Annotated in this window: 27 protein-coding genes and 1 pseudogene; 19 read left to right on the top strand and 9 right to left on the bottom strand. The window is 67.3% G+C overall.

The annotated features are described in order from the left end of the window. Positions 1–89 precede the first annotated feature (89 nt). From GOY17_RS11420 to GOY17_RS11405, 4 genes are all read right to left on the bottom strand, one after another. Positions 90–1046, bottom strand: coding sequence for a patatin-like phospholipase family protein (locus tag GOY17_RS11420; protein WP_157030496.1), 957 nt, complete (start codon positions 1044–1046; stop codon positions 90–92). A gap of 107 nt (positions 1047–1153) precedes the next feature. Next, positions 1154–2269, bottom strand: a complete 1116-nt coding sequence (locus tag GOY17_RS11415) for a sterol desaturase family protein (protein WP_157030495.1) — start codon at positions 2267–2269, stop codon at positions 1154–1156. Positions 2270–2312: 43 nt separating this feature from the next. Then, on the bottom strand, positions 2313–3491 hold the full coding sequence (locus GOY17_RS11410) for a phospholipase A (RefSeq protein WP_157030494.1): 1179 nt from the start codon (positions 3489–3491) through the stop codon (positions 2313–2315). A 90-nt stretch (positions 3492–3581) separates the two neighbouring features. After that, positions 3582–4067, bottom strand: a complete 486-nt coding sequence (locus tag GOY17_RS11405; RefSeq protein WP_157030493.1) for a DUF456 domain-containing protein — start codon at positions 4065–4067, stop codon at positions 3582–3584. A gap of 214 nt (positions 4068–4281) precedes the next feature. On the opposite strand from GOY17_RS11405, the gene GOY17_RS11400 reads away from it, so the two are divergent. Beyond that, positions 4282–4491, top strand: coding sequence for a cold-shock protein (locus tag GOY17_RS11400; protein WP_115841680.1), 210 nt, complete (start codon positions 4282–4284; stop codon positions 4489–4491). A gap of 229 nt (positions 4492–4720) precedes the next feature. On the opposite strand, the gene GOY17_RS11395 is transcribed toward GOY17_RS11400, so the two are convergent. Then, the gene (locus GOY17_RS11395) at positions 4721–5206 is read right to left on the bottom strand and encodes a glycine zipper 2TM domain-containing protein (protein ID WP_157030492.1); all 486 of its coding nucleotides are present in this window, start codon (positions 5204–5206) and stop codon (positions 4721–4723) included. A gap of 161 nt (positions 5207–5367) precedes the next feature. Further along, the gene (locus tag GOY17_RS11390) at positions 5368–5802 is read right to left on the bottom strand and encodes a cytochrome c (protein WP_115841678.1); all 435 of its coding nucleotides are present in this window, start codon (positions 5800–5802) and stop codon (positions 5368–5370) included. A gap of 80 nt (positions 5803–5882) precedes the next feature. On the opposite strand from GOY17_RS11390, the gene GOY17_RS11385 reads away from it, so the two are divergent. Continuing rightward, a complete protein-coding gene (locus tag GOY17_RS11385; RefSeq protein ID WP_115841677.1) occupies positions 5883–6731 on the top strand; it encodes a tRNA threonylcarbamoyladenosine dehydratase in 849 nt (282 codons plus the stop codon). Here GOY17_RS11385 and GOY17_RS11380 read toward each other — a convergent pair. Next, a complete protein-coding gene (locus tag GOY17_RS11380; protein WP_157030491.1) occupies positions 6728–7495 on the bottom strand; it encodes a TatD family hydrolase in 768 nt (255 codons plus the stop codon). The two genes, GOY17_RS11385 and GOY17_RS11380, sit on opposite strands and share 4 nt — an antisense overlap. 4 nt (positions 7496–7499) lie before the next feature. After that, entirely contained in the window at positions 7500–7712 is a 213-nt protein-coding gene (locus GOY17_RS11375; RefSeq protein WP_157030490.1) for a DUF6116 family protein, read from the bottom strand. Between the two features lie 164 nt (positions 7713–7876). Between GOY17_RS11375 and GOY17_RS11370 the strand changes: the two genes are divergently transcribed. The 6 genes from GOY17_RS11370 (at position 7877) to asnB (ending at position 15511) form a co-directional block, all read left to right on the top strand. Continuing rightward, positions 7877–8683: a glycine zipper 2TM domain-containing protein gene (locus GOY17_RS11370; RefSeq protein WP_157030489.1), complete on the top strand. Its 807-nt coding sequence runs from the start codon at positions 7877–7879 to the stop codon at positions 8681–8683. A 171-nt stretch (positions 8684–8854) separates the two neighbouring features. Beyond that, positions 8855–10018: an acyl-CoA dehydrogenase family protein gene (locus GOY17_RS11365; RefSeq protein ID WP_115841673.1), complete on the top strand. Its 1164-nt coding sequence runs from the start codon at positions 8855–8857 to the stop codon at positions 10016–10018. Positions 10019–10031: 13 nt separating this feature from the next. Then, positions 10032–10589 (top strand): GNAT family N-acetyltransferase, encoded by a 558-nt coding sequence (locus tag GOY17_RS11360; protein WP_115841672.1) that lies wholly within the window; start codon positions 10032–10034, stop codon positions 10587–10589. Continuing rightward, entirely contained in the window at positions 10586–11227 is a 642-nt protein-coding gene (locus GOY17_RS11355) for a glutathione S-transferase family protein (RefSeq protein WP_157030488.1), read from the top strand. Before GOY17_RS11360 ends, GOY17_RS11355 begins: the two co-directional genes overlap by 4 nt. A gap of 69 nt (positions 11228–11296) precedes the next feature. Next, a complete protein-coding gene (locus GOY17_RS11350) occupies positions 11297–13564 on the top strand; it encodes a thiamine pyrophosphate-dependent enzyme (protein WP_157030487.1) in 2268 nt (755 codons plus the stop codon). Between the two features lie 3 nt (positions 13565–13567). Further along, positions 13568–15511, top strand: a complete 1944-nt coding sequence (asnB, locus tag GOY17_RS11345; protein WP_157030486.1) for an asparagine synthase (glutamine-hydrolyzing) — start codon at positions 13568–13570, stop codon at positions 15509–15511. A 13-nt stretch (positions 15512–15524) separates the two neighbouring features. Here the strand turns inward: asnB and ygfZ are convergent, their stop codons facing one another. Next, a complete protein-coding gene (ygfZ, locus tag GOY17_RS11340) occupies positions 15525–16394 on the bottom strand; it encodes a CAF17-like 4Fe-4S cluster assembly/insertion protein YgfZ (RefSeq protein WP_157030485.1) in 870 nt (289 codons plus the stop codon). A 29-nt stretch (positions 16395–16423) separates the two neighbouring features. Between ygfZ and GOY17_RS11335 the strand changes: the two genes are divergently transcribed. The 11 genes and pseudogenes from GOY17_RS11335 to GOY17_RS11285 all read left to right on the top strand — a co-directional run bounded on the left by GOY17_RS11335 (position 16424) and on the right by GOY17_RS11285 (position 26210). Continuing rightward, the gene (locus GOY17_RS11335; RefSeq protein ID WP_115841667.1) at positions 16424–16579 is read left to right on the top strand and encodes a DUF1674 domain-containing protein; all 156 of its coding nucleotides are present in this window, start codon (positions 16424–16426) and stop codon (positions 16577–16579) included. 162 nt (positions 16580–16741) lie between these two features. Further along, entirely contained in the window at positions 16742–17077 is a 336-nt protein-coding gene (sdhC, locus tag GOY17_RS11330) for a succinate dehydrogenase, cytochrome b556 subunit (protein WP_425482306.1), read from the top strand. Continuing rightward, a complete protein-coding gene (gene sdhD / locus GOY17_RS11325) occupies positions 17074–17472 on the top strand; it encodes a succinate dehydrogenase, hydrophobic membrane anchor protein (RefSeq protein ID WP_115841665.1) in 399 nt (132 codons plus the stop codon). Before sdhC ends, sdhD begins: the two co-directional genes overlap by 4 nt. A gap of 4 nt (positions 17473–17476) precedes the next feature. Next, positions 17477–19267: a succinate dehydrogenase flavoprotein subunit gene (gene sdhA / locus GOY17_RS11320; protein WP_157030483.1), complete on the top strand. Its 1791-nt coding sequence runs from the start codon at positions 17477–17479 to the stop codon at positions 19265–19267. A 13-nt stretch (positions 19268–19280) separates the two neighbouring features. Beyond that, the gene (locus GOY17_RS11315) at positions 19281–20063 is read left to right on the top strand and encodes a succinate dehydrogenase iron-sulfur subunit (RefSeq protein ID WP_115841663.1); all 783 of its coding nucleotides are present in this window, start codon (positions 19281–19283) and stop codon (positions 20061–20063) included. 78 nt (positions 20064–20141) lie between these two features. Next, positions 20142–20564: an MAPEG family protein gene (locus GOY17_RS11310; RefSeq protein ID WP_157030482.1), complete on the top strand. Its 423-nt coding sequence runs from the start codon at positions 20142–20144 to the stop codon at positions 20562–20564. After that, positions 20561–20815, top strand: coding sequence for an FAD assembly factor SdhE (locus GOY17_RS11305; protein WP_157030481.1), 255 nt, complete (start codon positions 20561–20563; stop codon positions 20813–20815). The genes GOY17_RS11310 and GOY17_RS11305 overlap by 4 nt, the downstream gene beginning before the upstream one ends. A gap of 406 nt (positions 20816–21221) precedes the next feature. Beyond that, the gene (locus GOY17_RS11300; protein WP_157030480.1) at positions 21222–22466 is read left to right on the top strand and encodes a lipoprotein-releasing ABC transporter permease subunit; all 1245 of its coding nucleotides are present in this window, start codon (positions 21222–21224) and stop codon (positions 22464–22466) included. Between the two features lie 4 nt (positions 22467–22470). After that, positions 22471–23178, top strand: coding sequence for a lipoprotein-releasing ABC transporter ATP-binding protein LolD (lolD, locus tag GOY17_RS11295; RefSeq protein WP_115841659.1), 708 nt, complete (start codon positions 22471–22473; stop codon positions 23176–23178). A gap of 3 nt (positions 23179–23181) precedes the next feature. Beyond that, positions 23182–25681, top strand: a pseudogene (locus GOY17_RS11290) (DNA internalization-related competence protein ComEC/Rec2); the annotation flags it as partial. Continuing rightward, the gene (locus GOY17_RS11285) at positions 25575–26210 is read left to right on the top strand and encodes a MotA/TolQ/ExbB proton channel family protein (RefSeq protein ID WP_115841658.1); all 636 of its coding nucleotides are present in this window, start codon (positions 25575–25577) and stop codon (positions 26208–26210) included. The pseudogene GOY17_RS11290 and the gene GOY17_RS11285, both read left to right, overlap by 107 nt. Positions 26211–26218: the final 8 nt, after the last annotated feature.

Here is a 26218-nt window from a genome sequence, read left to right as displayed (position 1 = left end):
TTCGCTGGAATGACGGGGGATCACGGATCGCGTGACAGCCTGGGTCCCGGCCTTCGCCGGGATGACGGCAATTCTTGCTGGCCCTACGCCTACAACCGCGCCACCAGCCCCGCCAGCGTCTTCCGCGTGTCTTCGCGCAACAGGTAGTCCTGCGACATCGCTTCCAGCGCCGCGATGTTCGTCTCGCTCACGTCGTCCAGATCGTCCAGCCCGGTCATCAGCTCCGCCTGCAGGCGGAAATAGCCGTCGCCGATGAGATGACGCGCGATGTAATCCACCGCGTCGGTGTTGCCGTCGAACAGCACGTCGATGATGGGGATCGCCCACTCGATCGCGCCCCATTCCTGCGCCGATTTCAGGTCGATCGGTCGGCTGCGTTCGCCGGTGCCGACCGACAGCACGACCAGGTTCTGCGCGCTGTCCACGCGGGCATCCTTACGCATCGCTTCGGCGATCGCGCAGGCGGTGGGATTGTTCGCGACCACGCCGCCGTCGATCATCGCCCGCGCTCGGCCCTCGACGGTCATGGCGTGCGCGGGGAAATACGTGGGCGCGGCCGACGAGGCGCGGCACACCTCCCACATCCGCAAGTTCGCGTGCTCGGGCTTGAAGCTTTTGAAGACGATGGGCTTGCGCGCGATCGTGTCGTAGCTGGTGATCAGCAGCGGGATCTTCGCCTGGCCCAGGCGCGTGTCGCCGAACACGGCCTGCAGCACTTCTTCCAGGCCGCGTGCGTCGTAGCGCGGCGCCGAGACGCCCTGCGTGAACACGCGTCCGGCGCGCGACCACAGGCGTTGCGCCATGCCGGGGAAGATCCGGTGACGGTGCTCCCGGTAGAGCTCGCCGAGTTGCCTGGGCGACAAGCCGACCGCCAGCCCGCAGCCGACGATCGCGCCGGTCGAACTGCCCGCGAGCAGGTCGAAGGACTTCAGCAAACCCGACTTGCCGGCGCGAAGCAGGGCGTCTTCGACGCCCGCCAGCCACAGGCAGCTGACCAGGCCGCGGATGCCGCCGCCGTCGAGCGAAAGGATGCGTCGCATGTCCATCGAGGCCTCTCCGTGCACACCATCGGGTTGAATCGCATGATCGGACAGACGATTCGCACGAACTGCGAACGGGGGCACGCCACAACGGAGAAGGAAACGGTCGCGGCCTACGCGACGTGGTCGTCGTAGGCCTTGCTTGAACGGAACGGCATCAGGTGCTGGCGCACGATGCCGCGCGGCACCGTCTCGAGCTTCATCACGCCGTACTCGGACGGCCACGCGTGATGCGGCGGCAGCTTGAACGTCCCCATCAGCATGTCTACCAGGGGAAGGTGGATCGCGTAGTTCACGTCAATGTAATCGGCGTGCCGGGCGTGATGCCAATGGTGGTAACGCGGCAGCACGAGCACGTATTCGAGCCACCCGAACCGGATGCCGAGGTTTGCGTGCGCCAGCACGGCCTGCAGGCCCACCAGGATCACGTAGGCGTTGACCGCCGACGCCGAGAAACCCAGCACTAACAGCGGCAGCATGACCGCGCTGCGCGTGAGCAGGATTTCGACCAGGTGAATGCGCGAACCGGCCAGCCAGTCCATCTCGCGACTGGAATGGTGCACGGCATGGAAGCGCCAGAGCCACGGCGTGTTGTGGTACGCGCGATGCAGCAGCGCCTGCGCGAGGTCCGCGACGAACACCGCGACAAGGAACTGCAGCCACGTCGGCATGGCCTGGATGAGGTCTTTCAGCGCGGGAAACGCCGCCAGGCCCGCGACGGTCGACGTCGATGCGGTCACCAGGATCAGGATGAACTGCACCAGCACGTGGCTCATGAAGAAGTACGTCAGGTCCGTGCGCCAACCCGGACGCAGCGGCGAGATCCTGCGCTGGCCGAGGTATCGCTCCAGCGGCACGAACACGAGTGCGGAGAAGAACAGCGAGATGACGAACCAGTCCAGGCCCAGTGAGTAGGGCGTCTTGCCGATCGCATCGAACGTCACGTTGGTGCCGCCCAGCAGGACGGCGAGCGTGGCGCTGGCGACGCCGGCCAGCGCCACGCGCTTGTTGCGGTCGCGCAGGATCGCCACGGTTCCCATCACGAAGGCCGCCACCAGGCCCGCTAGCAGCAGGTGGCGGGCGAACTGCTCGGTGTAGGCCGCCCGGAACTCCTTGCTGGTCAGCAGTTCGGGGAAGTGGAAGCAGAGCACCGCGAAGAGGCTGAGCAGACCCAGCAGCGCGGCGGAATAGGCGAAGAAGGAGCGATGCGTACGGGCTGTGGAGATCATGGACGTCCTGTCGTGGAGGGGCCGCGTTGAGGATAGCCGCTGGTCAGTACCACTCCAGGAGCGAAACTCCCAGGCCGATGTAAGTGGCGCGATGGTTGTAGTCGATCAGGCTTTCGCCATAACCGTCGAAGATCTGTACGTGGCCGCGCAGGCTGTTGTGGATCGGGAATCCCCAGTCGAGCTGCACCGCGCCATGCGAGCGGTCGCCGCCGCGCAATGAATGCCGGCCCATCAGCGAGAACTGATGCCCGCCGCGCACGTACACCAGCGTCGCGTCGCCGCGGCCGACGAAATCCTCGATGTCGCGGTTGTTGTCGTCGCTGGCGCTTTCCTTGACGCGCCACCACGGGCGCACGGTCAGCGCCCAGTTGTCGCGATCCAGGCCGATCATGCCGACCACGCGGTTCCAGCTGCGCGACAGCGGATCGGCGCGGCCGTTGGACTGGTGGTTCACGCCGATCCCGAGCAGACGGCCGTTCCAGCCGGCGAGGTGGTAGTTGTTGCGGAAGGTCAGCATGACCTCCGGTTCGTAATTGGTTTCGCGGAACGGGCGCGAGGTGTCCGGGCTGTAGACCTGCCAGCGCGAGGACTGCGTGTAGGCCATCCACAAATCGCCGTTGTCGCCGAAGATGTTTTCCCACGCCTTGGTCTTGAAGCTGACCTGGAACTTCGCTTCCAGGTCGTCGACTTCCAGCGGCGTGCTGACCGTGTTGTTCGGATTGGGCGAGGAGGGCGTGTCGTTGACCTTGCTGCTCCAGAACGCCGGCAGCAGGTACATCGGCTTGTAGGCGCGGAAGTTCCACGTGCCGAGCTTGGAGTCCTTCGCCAGTTCCCAGCGGCTGTCGAGCAGCGAGCCCTTGCCGGCATTCGCGATGGCGCGATCCAGCGTGTCTTCCATCGGATACAGGTCGCTCGCGGGTGCAGCCGTCTCTGCGGCAGCGGGGACGACCTCCTCGGCGAGTTCGAGGTTCTTCTGTATCGCCTTGGCTTCCTTGGCGGCGATGTCGGCGCCGCGCGTGTCGCGGGCCACGCGGCCAAGCGCCGCGTCATAGCAGGCCAGGCGCTCGACATCGGAACCGATCGAAACGCAGGCTTCCGGCGTCGCCGGGGCGGGCGCTTCCTGCGCGAACGCCTGAAGCGGCGCGATGGCGGCAAGCGTCAGGACGGCGCGGCAGGCAAGGAAAAGTGGAGCGTGCGGGGCTTCGTGCCTGTGGGAGGGCATGGGGGACTCGCTCAAGGGGGAATCGAGGAAAGACGGGAAGGCGCAATCCAGTGTCGCATCGCAACACGGCGCAGCCGTGAAGTGTGTCGGTCAGAGGAACCAGGCCAGCGCGAACAGCCCCAGCATCGCGAAGGCCAGCCCGAGCTTGAGCACGACGCCCAGGACGATGCCGAGCCACGTGCCGAAGCCGACCTTCGTTGCCTTGCGGACCTCGCGGCCGTGAATCAGCTCGCCGGCCAGCGCGCCGAGGAACGGTCCGGTGAACAGTCCGATGGGGCCGAAGAACAGGCCCGCGAAGGTGCCGACCATGGCGCCCGCCACGGCGAGCTTGCTCGCGCCGACCCGCTTGGCACCCATGGCCGTGGCGAAGAAATCGATGACGACCGACAGGGCGGTCAGCAGCCCGAGCAACACCAGCGGAAACCAGCCGACCTGCTGGAAATTCCCGGCCCAGGCCGCCAGCAACATGCCGGCGAAAACCAGGGGCAGCCCGGGGAGGGCGGGGAGGACCGTGCCGGCGATGCCGACCAGGATCAGAACCCCCGCCAAAACGTACCAAAGCACCTGCAAATCCATATGGTTATACCCCTTCCCGACGTCCACTTTGCACGGATTGCATTTTCACCCACAGCGGGTTACGTTGCGGGCGCTGTGTTTGCCGGTCACCGTGAATCGTGGCCCGATGCGGTTGATCTTCGATCCGCTACATCGTTGCACCTCGCTTCCTCCTTGCAACCAGCACGTGGCACGCCACGTTTTCAACCCGCAACGTTTCAAGGAGTAAGTGCCAATGTCAGGTCGTGAAACTGGTACCGTCAAGTGGTTCAACGATGCGAAGGGCTTCGGCTTCATCAGCCGCGAGAACGGTGAAGATGTGTTCGTGCACTTCCGCGCCATCCAGACGCAGGGCTTCAAGAGCCTGAAGGAAGGCCAGAAGGTCACCTTCACCGTCGTGCAGGGCCAGAAGGGCCTGCAGGCCGACGCCGTCCAGCCGCTCTGATCATCGAGCGCTGCGGTCGCGACCTGATCGCGACAGGCATGAAAAACCCGGCCCCTGCCGGGTTTTTCTTTTTTGCTGCCCAATAGCGAAACGGGACTTGCGCTGAGGGTCGCAATACTCCAACGCGACGCCTGCGAAACCCGTCCGAAAATGCGGCAATACGATCGAGACATGAAAACGGCCCGCTCGCGCGGGCCGTCTTGTTTTACTTCGATGACAAGCGCGGGATTTACTGCGCGTGTGCCTTGCCGTCGTAAACACGCACGTACGAACCCTCGCGGACGTTGCCGAGGTCGCGCTGCGTGACCACCGTCGTGCGACCGTCGTTCATGCGCACATACACGTTGTACGAAGCGCCGGTGGTGTTCTTCTGGATGGCATTGCCGGCGACCGCGCCACCGACCGCGCCGGCAGCCGTGGCGATGTTCTGGTTGCCCTTGCTGCCGCCGGTATGGCGGGAAATCTCGTGGCCCGCGACCGCGCCGACGATACCGCCGAGCACCGCGCCGGTAGCGCTGGGCGCGCTGCTGCCGGTGGTGACCTGTTCGATGCGGGTCACGGTGCCGCAGTCGTAGCACTGCGCCGGAGCGGTGCTGTAACCGCCGCTGCCGTAGCTGGGCGAAGTGCTGTAGCCCGGCGACGAGGTGGCGCAACCGGCGAGCGCGATGGTGGCGGCAGCGGCGACACCGAGCAGACGGACGTTCTGGATGTTCATGCGCAACTCCTTTCTGGAGGTTGGGATGGCCGGCCGTGTGATCGGCCCGTCACCATGGCGCAGACGCTAGACGCGGCGCGGTGAACTGCCGATCAATGTCGGCAGTTCACGCCACGCTGCTTTCCGGATCGTTCAGTGAGCGCCGCGCGAACGCCGGACGCTCAGCGGAAGTCCTGATGGCATCCCTTGCACGACTCGCCGATGTCCGCGACCGTCGTGCTCACGCCAGCGCAATTGAGCGGCGGACTGGCCAGTGCGGCATCCAGTCGAGCCCGCATGCGGCTGGCGTGCTGGGCGAAACGCTGGTCGTCGGCGAGGTCGGGAAACGCCGGCTCCAGGTCGTCGGCCATCGTGCGCAAGGCCTTGAGGTTGGGCAGCACGTCGGTAGCGGCGCAGCGGTTCTGCTCGACCTTCTTCTTCAGCTGGTTCAAGTGCCATCCCTGCACGTGCATCACGCTGTCGTGGAAGTGGTCCTTGCGCGCGTCGATCGCGCGCATCGCCATCACGGTGGCGACCACGCCGACCACCAGGCCGAGCAGGAAAAGGAACAGGTAACGCGACGCGTTGCTGCGCGAACCGCTGGGCTGGGTATTCATGCCTGGCCTCCGTTGAAAACCGCGGCACCATAGCACGCGGCCTGCGGGGCTCCCGTGGGCGTGGCGATTACAATGTCGCGATGACGACGTCCCGCGCACCCGAACAGACCATTCCCGAACACGTGCTCGATCCGGCCTGGATGGAGCGCTTCGCCGGGGTGGACCGGCTGTACGGCACGGGCACCGTCGCGCACCTGGCGGGCTGCCGCGTCGCGGTAATCGGTATGGGCGGCGTGGGCTCGTGGGTCGCCGAAGCGCTGGCGCGCACGGGCGTGGGGCATCTGACGCTGATCGACGCGGACGACTTGTGCGTGTCCAACACCAATCGCCAGCTGCCTGCGCTGGCTGGCCAGTACGGCCGGGTGAAGGTGGAGGCGATGGCCGAACGCAGTCGCGCCATCAATCCACAGATCACGGTGGAAGCCATCGCCAGTTTCGTCACGCCGACGAACCTGGAGGAAATGCTCGATCGCGGGTTCGACCTGGTGATCGACGCCTGCGACAGCTTCCGCACGAAAGTCGTCATGGCCGCGTGGTGCCGGCGCCGCAAGCTGCCGCTGATCGTGGTGGGTTCGGCCGGCGGACGCACCGATGCGACCCTGGTGCGCGTGCGCGACCTCTCGCGTACCGAGCACGACGCCATGCTCGCGCTCGTGCGCAAGAAGCTGCGCAGCGAGTTCAATTTTCCGAAGAATGCCGATCGCTACTTCGGCATCTCGGCGATCTACTCGCTGGAGAACGTGAAGTATCCGCAGCCTGACGGCACGGTCTGCGGCATTCGTCCGCAGGTGTCGGGCGATGCAGCGCTGAAGCTGGATTGCGGCGCGGGCCTCGGCGCGGCCACGCACATCACCGGGACGTTCGCCTTCGCGGCCGTCGGGCGCGCGCTGGAACTGCTGCTCAAGCGAAAGGGGGCGGCGAAAGCCTAGGCGAGGCCGAACAGACGCTCGGCGTTCGCGGTGGTCGCCTGCGCTACCTCGTCCGGATCGACGCCGCGCAGGTCGGCGATCGTGTGCAGCACGCGCGTCATGTGCGCCGGTTCGTTGCGCTGGCCCCGGCTGTCGGCATCGGGCTGGTCAGGCGCGTCGGTTTCGAGCACCAGGAATTCCAGCGGCATGCTGGCTGCAAGCTTGCGCAGGCGATTGGCGCGTTCGTAGGTCACCGGCCCGCCGAGGCCTAGCAGGAATCCCTGCTTCCACAGCTGCTGCGCCTGTTCCTGGCTGCCCGAGAAACTGTGCACCACGCCACGCAGGCCGCCGATGCGACGGATGGAAGCGATCACCGCATCCACCGCGCGACGCGCGTGCACGACGACGGGCAGGTCGAATTCGCGCGCGATCTTCAACTGGCCGTCGAAGAAATGCTGCTGACGCTCCGGGTCCAGTCCTTCCACGAAGTAGTCCAGTCCGCATTCGCCGATGGCAACAGGGCGTTCGCGTTCGACCCAGTCGCGCAGTTCGTCCAGGTGCGCGTCCCTATGGCGATCGAGCAGCAGCGGATGCAGGCCGTAGGCGGCGTACAGGTCGTCGTCTTTCGCGCACACATCGCGCAGCTTCGGCCACGTCGCGGCGTCGATCGCCGGCACGATCTGCCGGGTAACGCCCGCCTCGCGCGCGCGCGCGATCACCTCATCGCGATCGCGGTCGAACTCGTCGACGTCGAGATGGCAATGGGTGTCGACGAGCGGATGCACGGCGTCAGCGCTGCGCCGGCGGGGGCAGGGGATCCTTGCGCTTCTTCCAGCTGGCCAGCAGCAGCGTGCCCATGCCGAGCAGCAGTTCGTCGGCCAGCGGAATGAAGTCCGGGATCAGGAGGTCGGCGAAGAACAGGGCCGCCGTCACCAGGAACAGCCGCGGGAAGCTGAGGCGGGACAGGAAGCCGAGGATCGGAGCGGTAATTGGGGAAGGCATGGCAGATCCGATATGACGGTGGTCCCAGAGACGCCAACAAGCGTGCCTAAACCAGTTCACAGTTTCGACAGCTTGATGTTAAAAAATCGGCGGCCGTTCAGGTTCCCAGTGCTCGAATGGCGCCATCCAACAACGCGGGCAAGCCCCGCCGCAGAGGCCCTGAGATGAACAAGAACATCCTCGCCGTTGCCCTGGCTTCGCTGCTCGTCGGCGGTGTCGCAGTGGCCGCATTCAACAGCTTCAGCAACAAGGGCACGGCTCCGGCGGCCTCGGCTGACGGCCAGCTGCTTCCGGGCCAGGACGGCGATACCGCCGCCAATGGCGCCATCGATGCCAACAAGGTGGAGTACGCCGACGTCACCAACGTCAAGTCGATCACCGAGAAGGAAAAGCTGTACGCGACGGTGATCGGCTCGGACGCGATCCGCGAGACCAGCACCACCTCCACGCCGCGCGAAGTCTGCGAGGACGTGGTCGTGCAGGAACGCGCCCCGGAACGCGACGGCAACGTCGGCGGCACCGTGGCCGGTGCGGTGATCGGTGGCCTGCTCGGCAACCAGGTCGGCGGCGGCAACGGCAAGAAGGCCGCGACCGTCGGCGGCGCGGTGGCCGGTGGCTTCATCGGCAACCAGATCGACAAGCGCCACGTCGGCGGCAAGGTCACCAGCCGCACCGAGCGCCAGTGCCACACCGTGTCCTCGACGTCCGAATCCTCGCGCGTGGTCGGCTACAACGTGACCTACCGCAATCCGGACGGCACCACCGGCACGATGCGCACCGACAGCAAGCCGGGCAGCCGCATCCTGCTGGGCGACGAAGACAAGGTCGTCGGCTACGACGTGACCTATCGCTACAACGGCGCCGAGCAGACCATCCGCATGGACGAGCGCCCGGTCGCCGGTCGCCTGCCGGTCATCGACGGCCAGGTCGTCACGCAGACGGCGTCCGCTTCGGCCCCGACGCGCGGCTGATCCAGCCGCTCGTAGCGCTAACATCCCAGGCAGTATCCCGCGGGGCCGGAGCGATCCGGCCCCGTTTTTGTTGCGCGAAAAGAAAACCCCGTCGCTGCAAGCGTTTACGCGGCCTTACCCCGGCTCCGGGGCGCCCGTACAATGGCGGTCTTCCCTCAAGTCGAGTGCGCCATGGCCCTGCATCCGTACGACCTTTACGACGTCCGCTCGCTCCTCACCGAAGAAGAGCGCGCCGTACAGGACACGGTGGCCCGGTTCACCGACGAACGCGTCATCCCGATCATCGGCGACGCGTTCGATCAGGGGCGCTTTCCGAAGGAACTGGTTGGCGAGATCGCCGAACTCGGCCTGCTGGGTTCCTCACTGCCCGAGAAGTACGGCTGCGCCGGCCTCAACGCCGTCAGCTACGGCCTGATCTGCCAGGAGCTGGAACGCGGCGACAGCGGCATCCGCAGCTTCGTCAGCGTGCAGTCGTCGCTGTGCATGTACCCCATCTACGCCTACGGCAGCGAAGAGCAGCGCCAGCGCTGGCTGCCGGACATGGCCGCCGGCAAGGTCATCGGCTGCTTCGGCCTGACCGAGCCGCACGGCGGTTCCGACCCGGCCAACATGAAGACCAACGCGCGCCGCGACGGCGGCGACTGGATCCTCAACGGCTCCAAGATGTGGATCACTAACGGCAACCTGGCCGACATCGCCATCGTCTGGGCGCAGACGGATGAGGGCATCCAGGGCTTCATCGTCGAGAAGGGCATGCCCGGTTTCGCGGCGCAGGAAATCAAGCACAAGATGAGCCTGCGCGCGTCGGTCACCAGCTCGCTGTTCTTCGACAACGTGCGCGTGCCGGACAGCAACCGTCTGCCGAACGTGAAGGGTCTCAAGGGTCCGCTGGGCTGCCTGACGCAGGCGCGCTACGGCATCACCTGGGGCCCGATCGGCGCGGCCATCGCGTGCCTGGACGAAGCGCTGAACTATACGAAGGAGCGCATCCTGTTCGACCGCCCGGTGGCGGCGACGCAGAGCGCGCAGATCAAGATGGCCGAGATGGCGCGCCGCATCACGCTCGCGCAGCTGCTGGTGGTGCAGCTGGGTCGCCTGAAGGACGCGGGCACGATGCAGCCGGCGCAGGTCTCGCTGGCGAAGTGGAACAACTGCCGCATGGCCATCGATATCGCGCGCGAATGCCGCGACCTGCTCGGCGGCGCAGGCATCACCACCGAGCACGCCGCGATCCGCCACGCGCTGAACCTCGAATCGGTCATCACCTATGAAGGCACGGAAACCGTGCACCAGCTGGTGATCGGACGCGAGCTCACCGGCATCAACGCGTTCTGATCCGGAGCCGGCGATGCAGCTGGGTCCGACACTGGAAACGCAACGCCTGATCCTCCGCCCGCCGCAGGCGGAGGATTTCGAGGCATGGGCCGCCTTCAAGGCCGACGAGGAAACCTGCCGCCACATCGGCGGCACCGAACCGCGCCCGGCCGCGTGGCGCAGCTTCGCCGCGATGATCGGCGTCTGGCACCTCAAGGGTTTCGCGATGTTCTCGGTGATCGAGAAGGCGACCGGCGAGTGGGTCGGCCGCGTCGGCCCGTGGCAGCCGGAAGGCTGGCCCGGCACGGAAGTGGGCTGGAGCATCGTGCGCGATCGTTGGGGCCGCGGTTATGGGCCCGAAGCGGCCATCGCGACGATCGACTGGGCGTTCGACACACTCGGCTGGAGCGAGGTGATCCACACCATCGATCCCGAGAATGTGAATTCGAAGGCCGTCGCCGCCAAGCTCGGCTCGACGCTGCAGCGCATGGGCCGCCTGCCGGCGCCGTTCGACACGAAAGACATCGAGATCTGGGGCCAGTCGCGCGAGGAGTGGTTCGCGCGGCGCGAACGCGAAGGACTGAAGCGATGATCACCGTTTACGGCTATTCAAGCTCCGGCAACTGCCACAAGCTGCGCCTGCTGCTCACGCAGCTGGAACGTGAGTTCAAGTGGGTCGAGGTCGACAGCACCGCCGGCGCGACGCGCACGCCGGAATACCTCGCGAAGAATCCCAACGGCAAGGTGCCGATGATCGAAACCGACGACGGTCGCATCCTGACCGAGTCGAACGCGATCCTGTGCTGGCTCGCCGAAGGCACGCCGTTCTGGGCGGGTGACGCGTTCGTACGCGCGCAGGTGCTGAGCTGGCTGTTCTTCGAGCAGTACAGCCATGAGCCTTATGTCGCCGTGGCGCGTTTCATCCGCGGCTGGACGCAGTTGGATTCGCCGCGTCGCGCCTCGCTGCCGCAGCTGCGCGAGCGCGGCAACCAGGCGCTGGCCGTGATGGAACAGCACCTCAAGTCGCACGAATGGTTCAACGGCGACGCCTACGGCATCGCCGACATCGCGCTGTTCGCCTACACCGCCGTGGCCGATGAAGGCGGCTTCGACCTGTCGGCATTCCCGTCCGTGCAGGCGTGGATCGAACGCGTGCGCCAGACGCCGCGTTTCGTCGCGATGCCGGCGCCGCCGGTGGAAGTCCTCTCGCGACTCGCGCTGCCGGACTGACCTGGGCATCGCTCAGAACCTCACGCATTCGCCCGCGCATTCCCCCGACGCGGGCTCCTGGAACCGACCATGTCCCTGATCCCCAATCCCATCCCCGCGCGCATGAAAGGCCTCAACCGGGCCGAGATCTGCGACGTCAACTTCGTCGAGTTCGTGAAGGCGTGGGACGGTCGCGTCAACGCGCGTCCTTCCGCCGATGCGCCGGTCCTGGACGGCAGCGAACTCAACGCGCAGGGCTTCCGCGAGCTCTTCGAATCGCAGCTCATCAGCCGGCACCTGGACCTGATGGCGCGCGTGCTGCGCGTGCAGAACAAGGTCTTCTACACCATCGGATCCAGCGGTCACGAAGGCAACGCGATGGTCGCGCGCCTCACGCGCCATACCGATCCGGCGTTCCTGCATTACCGCTCCGGCGGCTTCATGGCCGAACGCTTCCGCAAGCTGCCGGGCATGGATCCGGTGATGGATTCGGCGCTGAGTTTCGCCGCGAGCGCGGAAGATCCCGCGTCCGGTGGCCGCCACAAGGTGTGGGGCAGCAAGCCGTTGTGGGTGCTGCCGCAGACCTCGACCATCGCCTCGCACCTGCCCAAGGCGCTCGGCACGGCGGTCGCGATCGAGGCCGCCAAGCGCCTGAACCATGCGTTGCCGATCCCCGGCGACAGCATCGCGATCTGTTCCTTCGGCGACGCATCGGCCAATCACGCCACGGCGCAGACCGCCTTCAACGCGGCAGCCTGGACCGCCTACCAGAAGCTGCCCGCGCCGGTGCTGTTCGTGTGCGAGGACAACGGCATCGGCATCTCGGTGAAGACGCCGGGCGGGTGGATTGCCAACCGCTTCCGCAACATGGACGGGCTCGATTACTTCGCCGCCGACGGTCTCGATCTCGCCAGCGGTTATGCCGACGTGCAGCGCGCCGTCGAACACTGCCGCACGACGCGACGCCCGACGTTCCTGCACCTGCGCACCACGCGCATCATGGGGCACGCGGGCACCGACTTCGAAATCGAATGGCGTTCGATCGAGGAGCTGTGCGCCGTCGAGGCGACCGATCCGTTGCTGCGCTCGGCCGCCATCGCGCTTGAATCAGGCCTGATGTCGAAGGACGACGTGCTCGCCCTCTACGAAGCCACGCGCAAGCGGTGCTTCGCCGCCGCGGAGGAAGCCGACCGTCGGCCGAAGATCGAGACGCTCGAGCACGTGATCGCGCCGCTTGCGCCGTACACGCCCGCGAAAGTGCAGGCCGAAGCGAAGCGCGCGGACTATGCGGAGCGTCGCCTGGACGTGTTCGGCGGCGAAGCGAAGCTGCCGGAAAACCAGCCGCCGCGCCATCTCGCGATCCAGATCAACAACGCGCTGCACGACATCTTCGCGAAGTACCCCGACACGTTGCTGTTCGGCGAGGACGTCGCGCAGAAGGGCGGTGTCTACACCGTGACCAAGGGCCTGCAGAAGGCGTTCGGCGCGCGTCGCGTGTTCAACACGCTGCTCGACGAGACGATGATCCTCGGCATGGCGCAGGGCTTCGCCAACGTCGGCATGCTGCCGATTCCGGAGATCCAGTACCTCGCGTACTTCCACAACGCCTGCGACCAGATCCGCGGCGAAGCGGCGTCGCTGCAGTTCTTCAGCAACAACCAGTTCGCCAATCCGATGGTCGTGCGTATCGCCGGCCTCGGCTACCAGCGCGGCTTCGGCGGGCATTTCCACAACGACAACTCGATCACCGCGTTGCGCGATATTCCCGGTCTCGTCGTCGGTTGCCCGTCGCGCGGCGACGATGCGGCCACGATGCTGCGCACGCTGACCGCATTGGCGAAGGTGGACGGACGCGTGAGCGTGTTCCTCGAACCGATCGCGCTGTACATGACCAAGGATCTCTACGAACCCGGCGACGGTCAGTGGCTCACGTCGTACCCCAAGCCCGACGAGGCGATGACCCTCGGCGAAGGCCGCGTCTACGGGGAAGGCAATGACGACCTGGTGATCTTCACCTACGGCAATGGCGTGCCGATGAGCCTGCGCGCCGCGCGCGCGATCGAAAGCAAACACGGCTGGAAGGCGCGCGTCGTCGATCTGCGCTGGCTCGTGCCGCTCAACGCCGAGTACATCCGCGCGCAGGCGAAGACCGCCAGGCGCATCCTCATCGTCGACGAAGGCCGCCACAGCGCGGGCGTGGGCGAGGGCGTGCTGACCGCGATCGCGGAAGGCGGCTATGGCGCCCGTCCGTTCCAGCGCGTGGTCGGCGTGGATACGTACACGCCGCTCGCGGGTGCCGCATTCCTGGTGATTCCGTCCGACGACGACATCGTCGCCGCCGCCGATCGCCTGGCCTGACGCATGTGCGGACTGGCCGGCCTGCTGCGCCCCACGGCGGACCTCGACGCCGCGCGACTCGACGCGCTCGCCGGTGCGATGGGCGATGCGCTGGAGCATCGCGGGCCCGACGACCGCGGCGTCTGGGTCGATGACGCCGCCGGCGTCGCCCTTGCGCATCGACGGCTGAGCATCCTCGACCTGTCGCCGCTCGGCCACCAGCCGATGGCGTCGGAGGATCATCGCTACGTCGTCGTCTACAACGGCGAGATCTACAACTTCGCCGAGCTTCGCGAGGTGCTGGTCGCACGCGGCCATGTCTTCCGCGGCCATTCCGATACCGAGGTGCTGCTCGCCGCGGTGATGGAGTGGGGCGTCGAGGACGCCGTGTCGCGCTGCAACGGCATGTTCGCCATCGCGCTGTGGGATCGCGAGGAACGTTGCCTGTGGCTCGCGCGCGACCGCGTCGGCAAGAAGCCGCTGTATTACGGCTGGGCGGGCGGCACGTTCGTGTTTGGCTCCGAACTGAAAGCGCTGTGGCGGCATCCGGCCTTCGACAACGGCGTCGATCCGGATGCGCTCGCGCTGCTGCTGCGCCTGGACTACATCCCGGCGCCGCACGCGATCCACGTCGACACCTTCAAGCTGCTGCCGGGTTCGCTGTTGCGCATCGATGCGGCGACGGTCGCGGGCGGTCCACGCGCACACGATCCGCATCGCGACCAGCGCCGTTACTGGGAACCGCGCGAGCGCATGCGTGCCGCGCTGGCGCAACCGTTCAACGGCGATGTCCTGGAGGCGGAGAACCGTCTCGACGACCTGCTGCGCGATGCGGTGTCGCTGCGGATGGTCGCCGACGTGCCGGTGGGCGTGTTCCTGTCCGGCGGCACCGATTCCTCCATCGTGACGGCGTTGATGCAGACGCAGAGCCGGCATCCGGTGCGCACGTTCACGATCGGGTTCGAACGCTCGCACCACGACGAGGCCCACCTCGCGCGCGAAGTCGCCGAGCACCTGCACACGCAGCACACCGAGCTGTACGTCAGCGGCGCCGATGCGCTCGGCGTCGTGCCGACGCTGCCGGCGATGTTCGATGAACCGTTCGCCGATGCCTCGCAGGTGCCCACAGCGCTGGTCGCGCGGCTGGCGCGCACGGCGGTGACGGTCGCGCTCTCGGGTGACGGCGGCGACGAACTCTTTTTCGGCTACAAGCGCTACGAACGCGCGCTGCGCAACTGGCGCTGGCACAGCCGCGTGCCAGGCTTCCTGCGGCACGCATTGGCGGGCAGTGCGAAGACGCACGGCGAAGCGTCGCGTACGGGCGGTTTCGCTGCGCTCGCGGCGGAAATGGGCGCACGCGGCATCGGCGACGTCTACCGCCAGCGCGTGATGCGCTGGCGTGACCCCGAAGCCGTCGTGCCCGGCGCGAAGCTGCCGGACACCTTCTACGACCAGCCCGACCCGTTGCGCGGCGCGGGCACGCCGGCCGACGCGATGATGCTCGCCGACTTCAGCGTCTGTCTGCCCGAAGACCTGCTGTGCAAGGTCGATCGCACCAGCATGGCGGTGAGCCTGGAAGCGAGGGCGCCGCTACTGGACTGGCGCGTGGCCGAGTTCGCGTGGTCGCTGCCGCTGGACTTCAAGCGGCATCCGTCCGGCAACAAGCACCTGCTCAAGCGCGTGCTGCGGCGCTACCTGCCGGACTCGATGGTCGATCGCGGCAAGCGCGGCTTCGGTGCGCCGGTGAGCGACTGGCTGAAGGGCGATTTGCGCGAGTGGGCTGCGGCATTGCTCGATCCCGCGCGCCTGCGGGCCGAAGGGCATCTCGATGCCGATGCGGTGGACGCGCTCTGGCAGCAGTTCCTCGGCGGCGAACGCAAGTGGCACACGCATCTATGGAACGTGCTGATGTTCCAGGCGTGGCACGAGCATTGGCAGTCGCAGCGCAGCGCCGTTCGCGCGATCTGAGGCAAGGCGCGGCTCAGCGCGCCAGTCCGTCGCGCAGCGCTTCCTCCGCGACGGGCGTGCCGCCGACGTCGAGCGAAGCGGCTTCGCGTTCGAGCGGCATTACCGCGAGCGCGAGATGGCGCGCGCCGTCGGTGCCGGCAGCCACCAGCTTTCCCATCGCAACGGAGCCGGCCGTCACCTCGTGGCCCGGCTCCAGCGCAGCGTCGGCGCCGAGCAGCACGAGCCCACGCTTGGCCTGCCCGAGGAAATGCGTGCGCGCGACGATCTCCTGCCCGGGATAGCAGCCCTTCTTCACGCTGTACGCACGCAGGCGATCGAGCGACAGCTGCTGCGGCGTCCAGTGTTCGACCTGTGACGCCGGCAGGCGCGGCAGGCCGTGTTGCAAGTCGAGCGTATGCCAGCGCGTCGCTGCTGCGTCATCCTGCGGCGCTGGCGTTCCCGCCAGACGCAAGGTGCGCGGTGCATCGGTGGAACCGGCATCCAGCTCGAAGCCCGCCTCCTCGTCGCCGGTGAAATCCGCGCCGGACACGGCCGCGGATGCGCCGAAGCGGCCGCTGGCATGGAGGTCGTCGCGGACCTGGATACGGACCTTGCTGCGGAACACGAAACGCTGCAGCGCGCTCGCCATTGCCGCCGCGTCCGCATCGGGGAGCACCAGCCAGATGGCCTCATCGGACCGCTTGAGCAAAGCGAACAGCGCGATCACGCGACCTTTGGGCGTCAGCCAACCGCTCCATTGCCACCGGCCGGGTTCCAGCAGGGCGACGTCGTTCATGAACTGCGCCTGCGCGAAGGCGGCCGCATCGCGACCTTCCAGCGTGATCAGGGCATGGCCGGGCAGGGCGAAATAGCGGTCTGCCGCGGGCTGCGGGTTGTCATCCATGGGGGCGGGACTTAACATTTGACGCCGTGATGATAGGCCAAACCCCTCCCGGCACACTGCCGCCGCCTCCGGAACCGGAGCCGTCCACGGACGACACGCAGGCAAAGGAACACGGCGGGCGCGAAGGTCCGGAACCGACCCGTTACGGGGATTGGGAAAAGAACGGACGCTGCATCGACTTCTGACGCGACATTCCCCGCTTTCATCACGCATCACCGCTGCACACGCCTTCCTGCCACGCGGCATCGCCGCCCAGCCGAGAGACCGCCACGCTCATGGCGAACGAACCACGCGTCCGCGAACGTCCCCTGTCACCCCACCTCCAGGTCTATCGCTGGCAGGTGCAGATGGTGACTTCGATCCTCCACCGCGCGACCGGCATCGTCCTCGTCGTGGGCAGCCTCATCGTCACGTGGGGCCTGCTCGCGCTGGCGGCCGGTCCGGAATCCTGGTCGACCTTCACCGCCTTCAACCGCTCGGCGATCGGGTTCCTGATCCTGTTCGGCTGGAGCTGGTCGCTGGCCTACCACCTGCTCAACGGCATCCGCCACCTGGTGCAGGACGCCGGCTACGCCTACAGGATCGAATCCTTCGTGCGCAACAGCTGGTTCTCGATCTTCGGCAGCCTGGTGCTGACGGTGCTGATCTGGGTCGTCGCGATGATGCAGCGGGGTGCCGCATGATCAAGCCGCACAAGCCCCACCTGCGCAATCCGCTGAAGAACGCGCGCGGCCTCGGCTCGGCGAAGGACGGCACGGGCCACTTCATCGTCCAGCGCGTCACCGCGATCGCGCTGATCTTCCTGGCGATCTACGCCGTCGGCCTGATCATCTCGATGATCGGCGACGACTACGCGACCGTGCGCGCCACCGTGGCCCATCCATGCCACGCGATCCTGCTGACCGCCTTCAGCGTCGCCACCTTCTGGCACGCCAAGCTCGGCGTGCAGGTGATCATCGAGGATTACGTGCACACGCCGTTCTCCGCGACCGCGCTGCACCTTCTAAACATCTTCGTGTGCGCACTCGCCGGCATTGCCAGCGTGCTCGCCATCGTCCGCATCGCGCTGGGAGCCTGACGCCGTGCCCGCTTACAAGATCCACGAACACACCTTCGACATGGTGGTCGTCGGTGCCGGCGGCGCCGGCCTGCGCGCCACCTTCGGCCTGGCCCAGAAGGGCCTGAAGACGGCCTGCATCACCAAGGTCTTCCCGACGCGCTCGCACACCGTGGCCGCGCAGGGCGGCGTCGCTGCCGCGCTGGCGAACATGGGCGAGGACGACTGGCGCTACCACTTCTTCGACACCGTGAAGGGTTCGGACTGGCTGGGCGACCAGGACGCCATCGAGTACATGTGCCGCGAGGCCATCCCGGCGATCATCGAACTGGAGCACTACGGCGTTCCGTTCTCTCGCACCGACGACGGCAAGATCTACCAGCGTCCGTTCGGCGGCATGACCACGCGTTACGGCGAAGGTCCGCCGGCGCAGCGCACCTGCGCCGCGGCCGACCGCACCGGCCACGCAATCCTGCACACGCTCTACCAGCAGTCGCTCGCGCACGACGCGCAGTTCTTCATCGAGTACTTCGCGCTCGACCTGATCATGGACGCCAACGGTGCGTGCCGCGGCGTGCTCGCGCTCGACATGGCCGAAGGCACGCTGCATCTGTTCAAGGCGCAGGGCACGGTGCTGGCCACCGGCGGCTACGGCCGCGCGTACTTCTCCGCGACCTCGGCCCATACGTGCACGGGCGACGGCGGCGGCATGGTGCTGCGCGCCGGCCTGTCGATGCAGGACATGGAATTCGTGCAGTTCCACCCGACCGGCATCTACGGCGCGGGCTGCCTGATCACCGAAGGCGTGCGTGGCGAAGGCGGCATCCTGCGCAACAGCAACGGCGAGCGCTTCATGGAGCGCTACGCGCCGAGCGTGAAGGACCTCGCCCCGCGCGACATGGTCAGCCGCGCGATGACGATGGAAATCCGCGAAGGCCGCGGCGTCGGCGACCACAAGGACCATATCCTGCTCGACCTGACGCACCTGGGGCCGGAAGTGATCCACGAGAAGCTGCCGGGCATCGCCGAGTCGGCCCGCATCTTCGCCAACGTGGACGTCGAGAAGCAGCCGATCCCGGTGATCCCGACCGTGCACTACAACATGGGCGGCATCCCGACCAACTACCACGGCGAAGTCGTGCAGTTGAAGAACGGCAACCCGGACGAAGTCGTCCCGGGCCTGTACGCCATCGGCGAAGCGGCGTGCGTTTCGGTCCACGGCGCCAACCGCCTGGGTTCGAACTCGCTGCTCGACCTGGTCGTGTTCGGCCGCGCCGTCGCCAACCGTGCGGCGGAAACGGTCAAGCGCGACGGCAAGCAGGCGACGCTCGCCTCCGACGCCTGCGACCAGGCGCTCGCCCGTTTGGACAAGCTGCGCAACGCCAACGGCGGCACGCCGACAGCGGTCATCCGCGACAAGATGCAGCGCACGATGCAGGCCGACGCCGCCGTGTTCCGTACCGGCGACACGCTGCGCGACGGAGTGACGAAGATGCGCGAGATCCATGCGTCCTTCGCCGACGTGAAGGTGAGCGACCGCTCGCTGATCTGGAACTCGGACCTGATCGAGACCTACGAGCTGTCGAACCTGCTCGACCAGGCGCTGGTGACGATCGTTTCCGCGGAAAACCGCACCGAGTCGCGCGGCGCGCATGCCCGCGAGGACTTCCCGGATCGCGACGACGCCAACTGGCAGAAGCACACGCTGTGCTCGGTCAACGAGCGTGGCGAAACCAGCATCGACTACCGCCCGGTGCACATGTACACGTTGAGCGACGACGTGTCCGTGGTGCCGCCGAAGAAGCGCGTGTACTGACCGGAGCGAGACCGTGGCCGAATTTACCCTCCCGAAGAACTCGCAGATCCAGAAGGGCCGCCACTGGCCGGCGCAGGGCGCCAGGCAGGCGCGCACCTTCAAGGTCTACCGCTGGAATCCCGACGACGGCATGAATCCGCGCGTGGACACCTACGAGGTGGACATGGCGACGTGCGGTCCAATGGTTCTGGACGCGCTGATCAAGATCAAGAACGAGATCGATCCGACGCTGACATTCCGCCGCTCCTGCCGCGAAGGCATCTGCGGTTCGTGCGCCATGAACATCGACGGCACGAACACGCTGGCCTGCACCAAGGCCATCGAGGACTGCAGCGCGGGCGAAGTGCCGATCTACCCGCTGCCGCACATGCCGGTGGTGAAAGACCTCGTGCCGGACCTGACGCACTTCTACGCGCAGTACGCGTCGATCCGTCCGTGGCTGCGCACGCAGAGCCCGTCGCCGTCCGACCGTGAGCGCCTGCAATCGCCGGAAGACCGCAAGAAGCTCGACGGCCTGTACGAGTGCATCCTGTGCGCGTGCTGCTCGACCAGCTGCCCGAGCTACTGGTGGAACGGCGACCGCTACCTCGGTCCCGCGATCCTGCTGCAGGCCTACCGCTGGATCGTCGACTCACGCGACGAAGACACCGGCGAGCGCCTGGACGACCTGGAAGACCCGTTCAAGCTGTACCGCTGCCACACCATCATGAACTGCGCCCGCACCTGCCCGAAGGGACTGAACCCGGCGCAGGCGATCGGCGAGATCAAGAAGCTGATGCTGGCGCGCCGCGCCTGATCGCGGCCGCGGTGAAGTTGATACGGAAGAAGGCGCACGCAAGTGCGCCTTTTTTCCAGGGCGCGATGGGGTGAAAGGATGGATGCAGAACTGATCTTCATGCCCGCGGTGGCGATGGTGACGCTGACCTTCGTGGTGTGGTGGCGCATGTATGTCGTCCGCATCGGTCAGATGAAGCGCGAGCGCATCCACCCGCAGGCGGTCGCAACGTCGGCGCAGTCTTCGGCGCGCCTGACCGACAGCTGCGCGGCGGACAACTTCCGCAACCTGTTCGAACTGCCGGTGCTGTTCTACATGGCGCTGGTGGTGGCTGCGATCACGGGGCAGGTGAATGCAACGACGATCGCACTCGCATGGGCGTTCGTCCTGCTGCGCATCGTGCACAGCGCGATCCACTGCACCTACAACAAGGTCATGCACCGGTTCTATGCGTACGTCGCCGGCGGCATGGTGCTGTGGCTGCTGTGGGGTGCGATCGCAGTGGGCTGGTGGCGCACGTGAGCGAGGAACTGGAGCGCGAGCTCAGTCGCCTGCGCTGGCGCAGCCGACGCGGCATGAGGGAACTCGACCGCCTTTTCGAGCGATATCTCGACCGTGCATGGCGGCAAGCTCCGGCAACGGAAAGGGCGGTTTTCCTACGTTTGCTGGAAGTCGAGGACGATAAGCTCTGGCACTGGTTCATGGGACACGAAACGCCCGCCGATGCCGAACTCGCGCAGCTCGTCGACTCCATCCGCGCCTTGCCGCCTTGAGTGGCGGCCCTCGCGCTGGCTCACCTTGGCGCTGCTCGCGCTGGGTGTAATGGGGGCTCTGAGCGTCCTCGCCAGCGAGATGCCGCTCCTGTTCTCGATACCGCTGGCACTGCTTTCGACGGGGCGGGGTGGACACTTGGCGTCGCGCGAAGCCTCGCGCCGGAATCGCACGATCGTGATCGCCGCCGATGGCCGGGCCATGCTGGACGGCGCGGAGGTCTCCGACTTGCGCGTGCACTGGCGCGGCCCATGGGCATTTGCCCGTTTTCGCGACGCAGGCGCGCGGCCGGGGAGGCTGGCCTGGTGGTCTGACACGTTGCCGGCGCGGGATCGCCGTGAACTGCGGCTGGCCATTCCGGTCATAGAGGCTGCGCATTCACGGCCTCCAATGGCATCCTAGCCCGCTATGTTCAAACCCATCCCAGTAGCCATCGGCCTGCGCTACCTGCGCGCCAAACGCCGAAACGGCTTCATCTCCTTCATTTCCCTGGCCTCCATCGCGGGCATCGCGCTCGGCGTTACGGCGCTGATCACCACGCTTGCGGTGATGAGCGGCTTCCAGCGCGAAATCCGCGACCGCATGTTGCAGATGGCCGCACACGCGACCGTCAGCGCCTACGGCGAACCGCTCACGGACTGGCAGACCGCCGTGAACCAGGCCATCGCCGACAAGCGCGTGGCGGGCGCGGCGCCGTACATCGAAAAGGAAGCGTTGCTGTCCGGCGCGCGCAACCAGCCGGCGATGGTCCGCGGCGTGGTGCCGGACCAGGAGGGCAAGGTGTCCGTCCTGGCCGACAAGATGGTGCAGGGCAAGCTCGACTCGCTCGCACCCGGCAGCTTCAACATCGTGCTCGGCAAGGAACTGGCGCTGTGGCTCGGCGTCGGCATCGGCGACAGCGTGGTGATGACCACCACCGACTTCCGCAGCACGCCGCTGGGCGCGGTGCCGCAACTCAAGCGCTTCACCGTCAGCGGCATCTTCGAGGCCGGTTACAACGATTTCGACAAGGGCCTCGCGGTCGCCAACATGCATGACATGCAGCGCCTGCTGCGCATGGGCGACGGCGTTACGGGCGTGCGCCTGCGCCTGCACGACATGGACCAGGCCTGGGACGTCGCGCGCGACCTTGCCGTCTCGCTGGGCGGCCCGTTCCGCGTCAGCGACTGGACGAGCGAGAACGCCAACATGTTCCGCGCGCTGAAGATGGAAAAAACCATCATGGCGATCCTGCTGTCGCTGATCATCGCCATGGGCGCGTTCAACCTGGTCAGTTCGCAGGTCATGCTCGTCACCGACAAGCAGGCCGACATCGCGATCCTCCGCACACTCGGCCTCACGCCGCGCGGTGTCATGCAGGTCTTCGTCGTGCAGGGTACGCTGATCGGCGTGATCGGCACGGTCATCGGCGTCATCGGCGGCATCGTGCTGACGCTCAACCTCGAACACATCCTCAAGGCCATCGAGGCCGTGCTCGGCGTGCAGCTGCTGCCGGAGGATGTCTACTACATCACCGGGTTGCCGACCGACCTGCAATCCAGCGACGTGATGATCATCGCCGCCGTCGCGCTCGTCATGGCGTTCCTCGCCACCATCTACCCCGCCTGGCGCGCCGCGCGCACGGCCCCGGCGGAGGCGCTGCGCTATGAGTGATCCGATGCAGAAGAAGCACCAGGGCGAGGCGATCCGTGCCGAAGGCCTCGCCATGACCTACGCCGAGGGCAAGCTGCGTACGCCCGTTTTCGAAGGGCTGGACCTCGCCGTGCAGTCGGGCGAGACGGTGGCGATCCTCGGTGCGTCCGGGGCCGGCAAGAGCACGCTGCTGCATTTGCTCGGTGGCCTCGATACGCCGACCTCGGGCGAGGTCTTCGTCGCCGGTCAGAAAATGAGTTCGCTCTCTGATGCGGCGCGCGGCGCGTTGCGCAACCAGTCGCTCGGCTTCGTGTACCAGTTCCATCACCTGCTGCCGGAATTCACCGCGCTGGAAAACGTGATGCTGCCGGTGCTGCTCTCCGGCGCGCACGTGCCCGACGCGAACAAGCGCGCGAAGGCGCTGCTGGAATCGGTGGGCTTGGGGCATCGGCTGGACCACAAGCCCGGCGAACTGTCGGGCGGCGAGCGCCAGCGCGCGGCCGTCGCGCGCGCACTGGTAAATCGTCCGGCCTGCGTGCTCGGCGACGAACCGACCGGCAATCTCGACGAGAAGACCGCCGAGACCGTGTTCGAGCTGATGCTCGCGCTCAACCGGGAGCAGCACACTGCGCTGGTCCTGGTGACCCACGACCGCCGCCTCGCCCGTCGTCTCGACCGCGTGCTCGAGCTGCACGAAGGCAAACTGCGTCAACTGGCCCCGGACGAGGTCTAGTACGTGGCGACAGCGGCAGGGACGCCGCCTTTCGGAATCGCTGCAGCGCTGAGCCTGTTGGCCGGCGTCTGTGCGTGTCTCTGGTCGCCGTGGCTGCTGCCGTGGTGGGTGTCGTTGATCCTGCTGATCGGCGCTGCGTTCTGTGTATGGCGGGGTGTCGCGTCGTCGCAATCACGTGCGCTGCTCACGGGCTGGTGGCTTGCGGGGCTGGCGTTGGCAGGCCTGCATGTGGCGCATGCCCTCGCACTACAGCTGCCTTCCGCGCCGGCGCGCCACGACGCGGTGGTCACTGGCCGCATCCTCGATCTGCCCGAACACGAGCCTCGCCGATCGCGCTTCCTGTTCCGAGTCGATGACGGTGTCGCCGACGCGCGCCTGCGCGGCCGCGATCTCAGGCTCGCGTGGTACGAAGACGACCCTGCCAGACGAAGCACCTTGCGCGCGGGCCAGCAGTGGCGTTTCGACGTGCGATTGCGCGCGCCTCGCGGACTGCGCAATCCCGGCGGCGCGGACGCGGAGAAGTTCGCGATGGCGCAACGCATCGCCGCGATGGGTTACGTGCGCTCGCCGGAAACGGCAATACAGCTCGCCCCGGCGCACGGCATCGACGCGTGGCGCGACGCGATGTCTGAACGCATCGCGACCCATGTCGATCGACCATCCTCGCGCTTCATACGCGCGCTGGCGCTCGGTGATGTGCGAGGCCTCGACGATGCCGACTGGACCGTCCTGCGTGCGAATGGCCTGACCCACCTCATCGCGATTTCCGGTTTCCACGTGGGCCTCGTCGCCGGCTTCTTCGCGCTGATCGTGCGGGCCCTCTGGTGGTCATGGCCGACCCTGGCGCGCCGCGTGCCGGCGCCCATCGCCGCCGCCGCGGGCAGCGTCGGCGGCGCCGCCCTGTACACGGCTGTCGCCGGCTTCGCCCTGCCGACGGTACGAACGGCGCTGATGATCGCGATCGTCGCCGGCCTGCGCGGGTTGCGGCGCCGGATGTCGGCCGGCGAATGCCTCGCGCTGGCCGCCTTTGCGATGCTGCTGATCGACCCGTTGGCCGCGCTTTCGGCGGGTTTCTGGCTGAGCTTCGCCGGCGTGGCGTGGCTACTGTGGTGCCTGCCCGACAGCGGCGGGAATGCGGTGCACGATTTCCTCTCCGCGCAGGGCGTGGCATCGATTGGTCTGCTGCCGGTCGCGGCGATCCTCTTCGGGCAGGCGTCGCTGGCCGGCCCGCTGGCGAACCTCGTCGCAGTGCCATGGTGGAGCCTCGCCGTCGTCCCGCTGGCATTGCTGGGGCTTGGGCTGGAATCGGTACACGCGGGAGCAGGCGAGTGGGCGTGGCAGCTCGCCGCGTGGTGCTTCGATCTCAGCTGGCCGCTCTTCGAGTGGCTGGCGGCAAGCCCGCTGTCGTTCTGGTGGTTGCCTGAGGCTGCCTGGTTCGCTTTGCCGCTCGCGCTGATCGGCGCGTTCTGGCTGCTTCTGCCACGCGGCACGCCCGGCAAGGCGCTGGCGGCGCTGCTCTGGTTGCCGCTGCTGTGGCCAGACCGACGCGTACCCGTGGCCGGCCAAGCCGAACTGGTCGTCATCGACGTGGGACAGGGGCAGTCGGTACTGGTGCGAACCGCGCAGCACGCATTGCTGGTCGACATGGGCCCCGCCGTGCAGGACGGCTTCGATGCGGGCGAGCGTGCGGTGATCCCGGTGCTTCATGCACTCGGGGTGCCCCGGCTAGACGGCGCCGTGGTCAGTCATGGCGACAACGACCACGTGGGCGGTTGGCCCGCCGTGGCGGCGCAATATCCCGTGCCCATGCTGTTCGCGCCCGACGGCGTTCGCCTGCCGGGGAGCCGTCCGTGCCTTGCAGGCCGCGGCTGGACGTGGGACGGCGTCCGGTTCCGCTTCCTGCACCCGCCGGTCGATTTCCCGTACCTGGGCAACGAGTCCAGCTGCGTGCTGCGGATCGAGGCAGCGGGGCGGTCGGCGCTGATCGCCGGCGACATCGGCGAGGTCATCGAGCGCCGCCTCGCTCGCGAGCAGCCCGCGAGCGTGCGCGCCGACGTCGTGCTGGTCGCCCACCACGGCAGCGGCGGGTCGTCCGATCCCGCCTTCGTCGCGGCGACGGGCGCCTCGGAGGCGCTGGTCTCATCGGGTCACGGCAACCGGTTCGGCCATCCGCGGCCGTTCGTGGTCGAGCGCTGGCGCCACGCCGGGGCCGCCGTCCACGACACCGCGATCGAAGGAGCGCTGCGCGTCCGGCTGGAACGCGACGGAATCGAAGTGGAAGCGCGACGAGAGGCACATCCGCGCCTGTGGGACGCGGCGCGGCGCGGGGTCTCGCGTTCGGCTGGGCTATCCTATCGGGAAGATCGAGACGGCCGAGGGCCGGAGGGGTAGTTCGCGTGCTGGAACTGGTCAAGGCCGGCGGTTGGCCGATGATTCCGCTGTTGTTGCTGTCGGTGCTGGCCCTGACGCTGATCGTCGAGCGCGCCTGGACGCTGCGCCGCAGCGCCGTCCTTCCGCCGAACCTGGGCAAGGAAGTCCGCACCTGGGCGGGCAGCGGCAAGCTGGACCCGGCCCACATCGAATCCCTGCGCCGCACCTCGCCGCTGGGCGAGCTGCTGGCCGCCGCGCTCGACGTGCGCCTGCGTCCGCGCGACCAGATCCGCGAGCGCATCGAGGACGTCGGTCGCCATCTCGTCCACAAGATGGAGCGCTACCTGAACACGTTGGGCACCATCGCGGCCGCCGGCCCGCTCCTGGGCCTGTTCGGCACCGTGGTCGGCATGATCCAGATGTTCCTGGGCATCCTCGATCACGGCATCGGCGACGTGAACCAGCTTGCCGGCGGCATCGGCAAGGCGCTGGTGTGCACGGCCACCGGCATGATCGTCGCGATCCCGGCGCTGGCCGCCCACCGCTGGTTTCGCGGCCGCATCTCCGAATACATCGTCGCGATGGAACACGAGGCCATCGCGCTGATGGACACGCTCGACAGCCGCCCGGCGACCGCCGTGCGCGCGCCGCAGGCTGCCTGAGGCACGCC

The sequence above is a fragment of the Lysobacter soli genome (assembly GCF_009755585.1).
Lineage (GTDB): Bacteria > Pseudomonadota > Gammaproteobacteria > Xanthomonadales > Xanthomonadaceae > Lysobacter_J > Lysobacter_J soli.
Note: the sequence above shows the minus strand (reverse complement) of the source record. Positions and strands in the feature narration are given on the sequence as shown.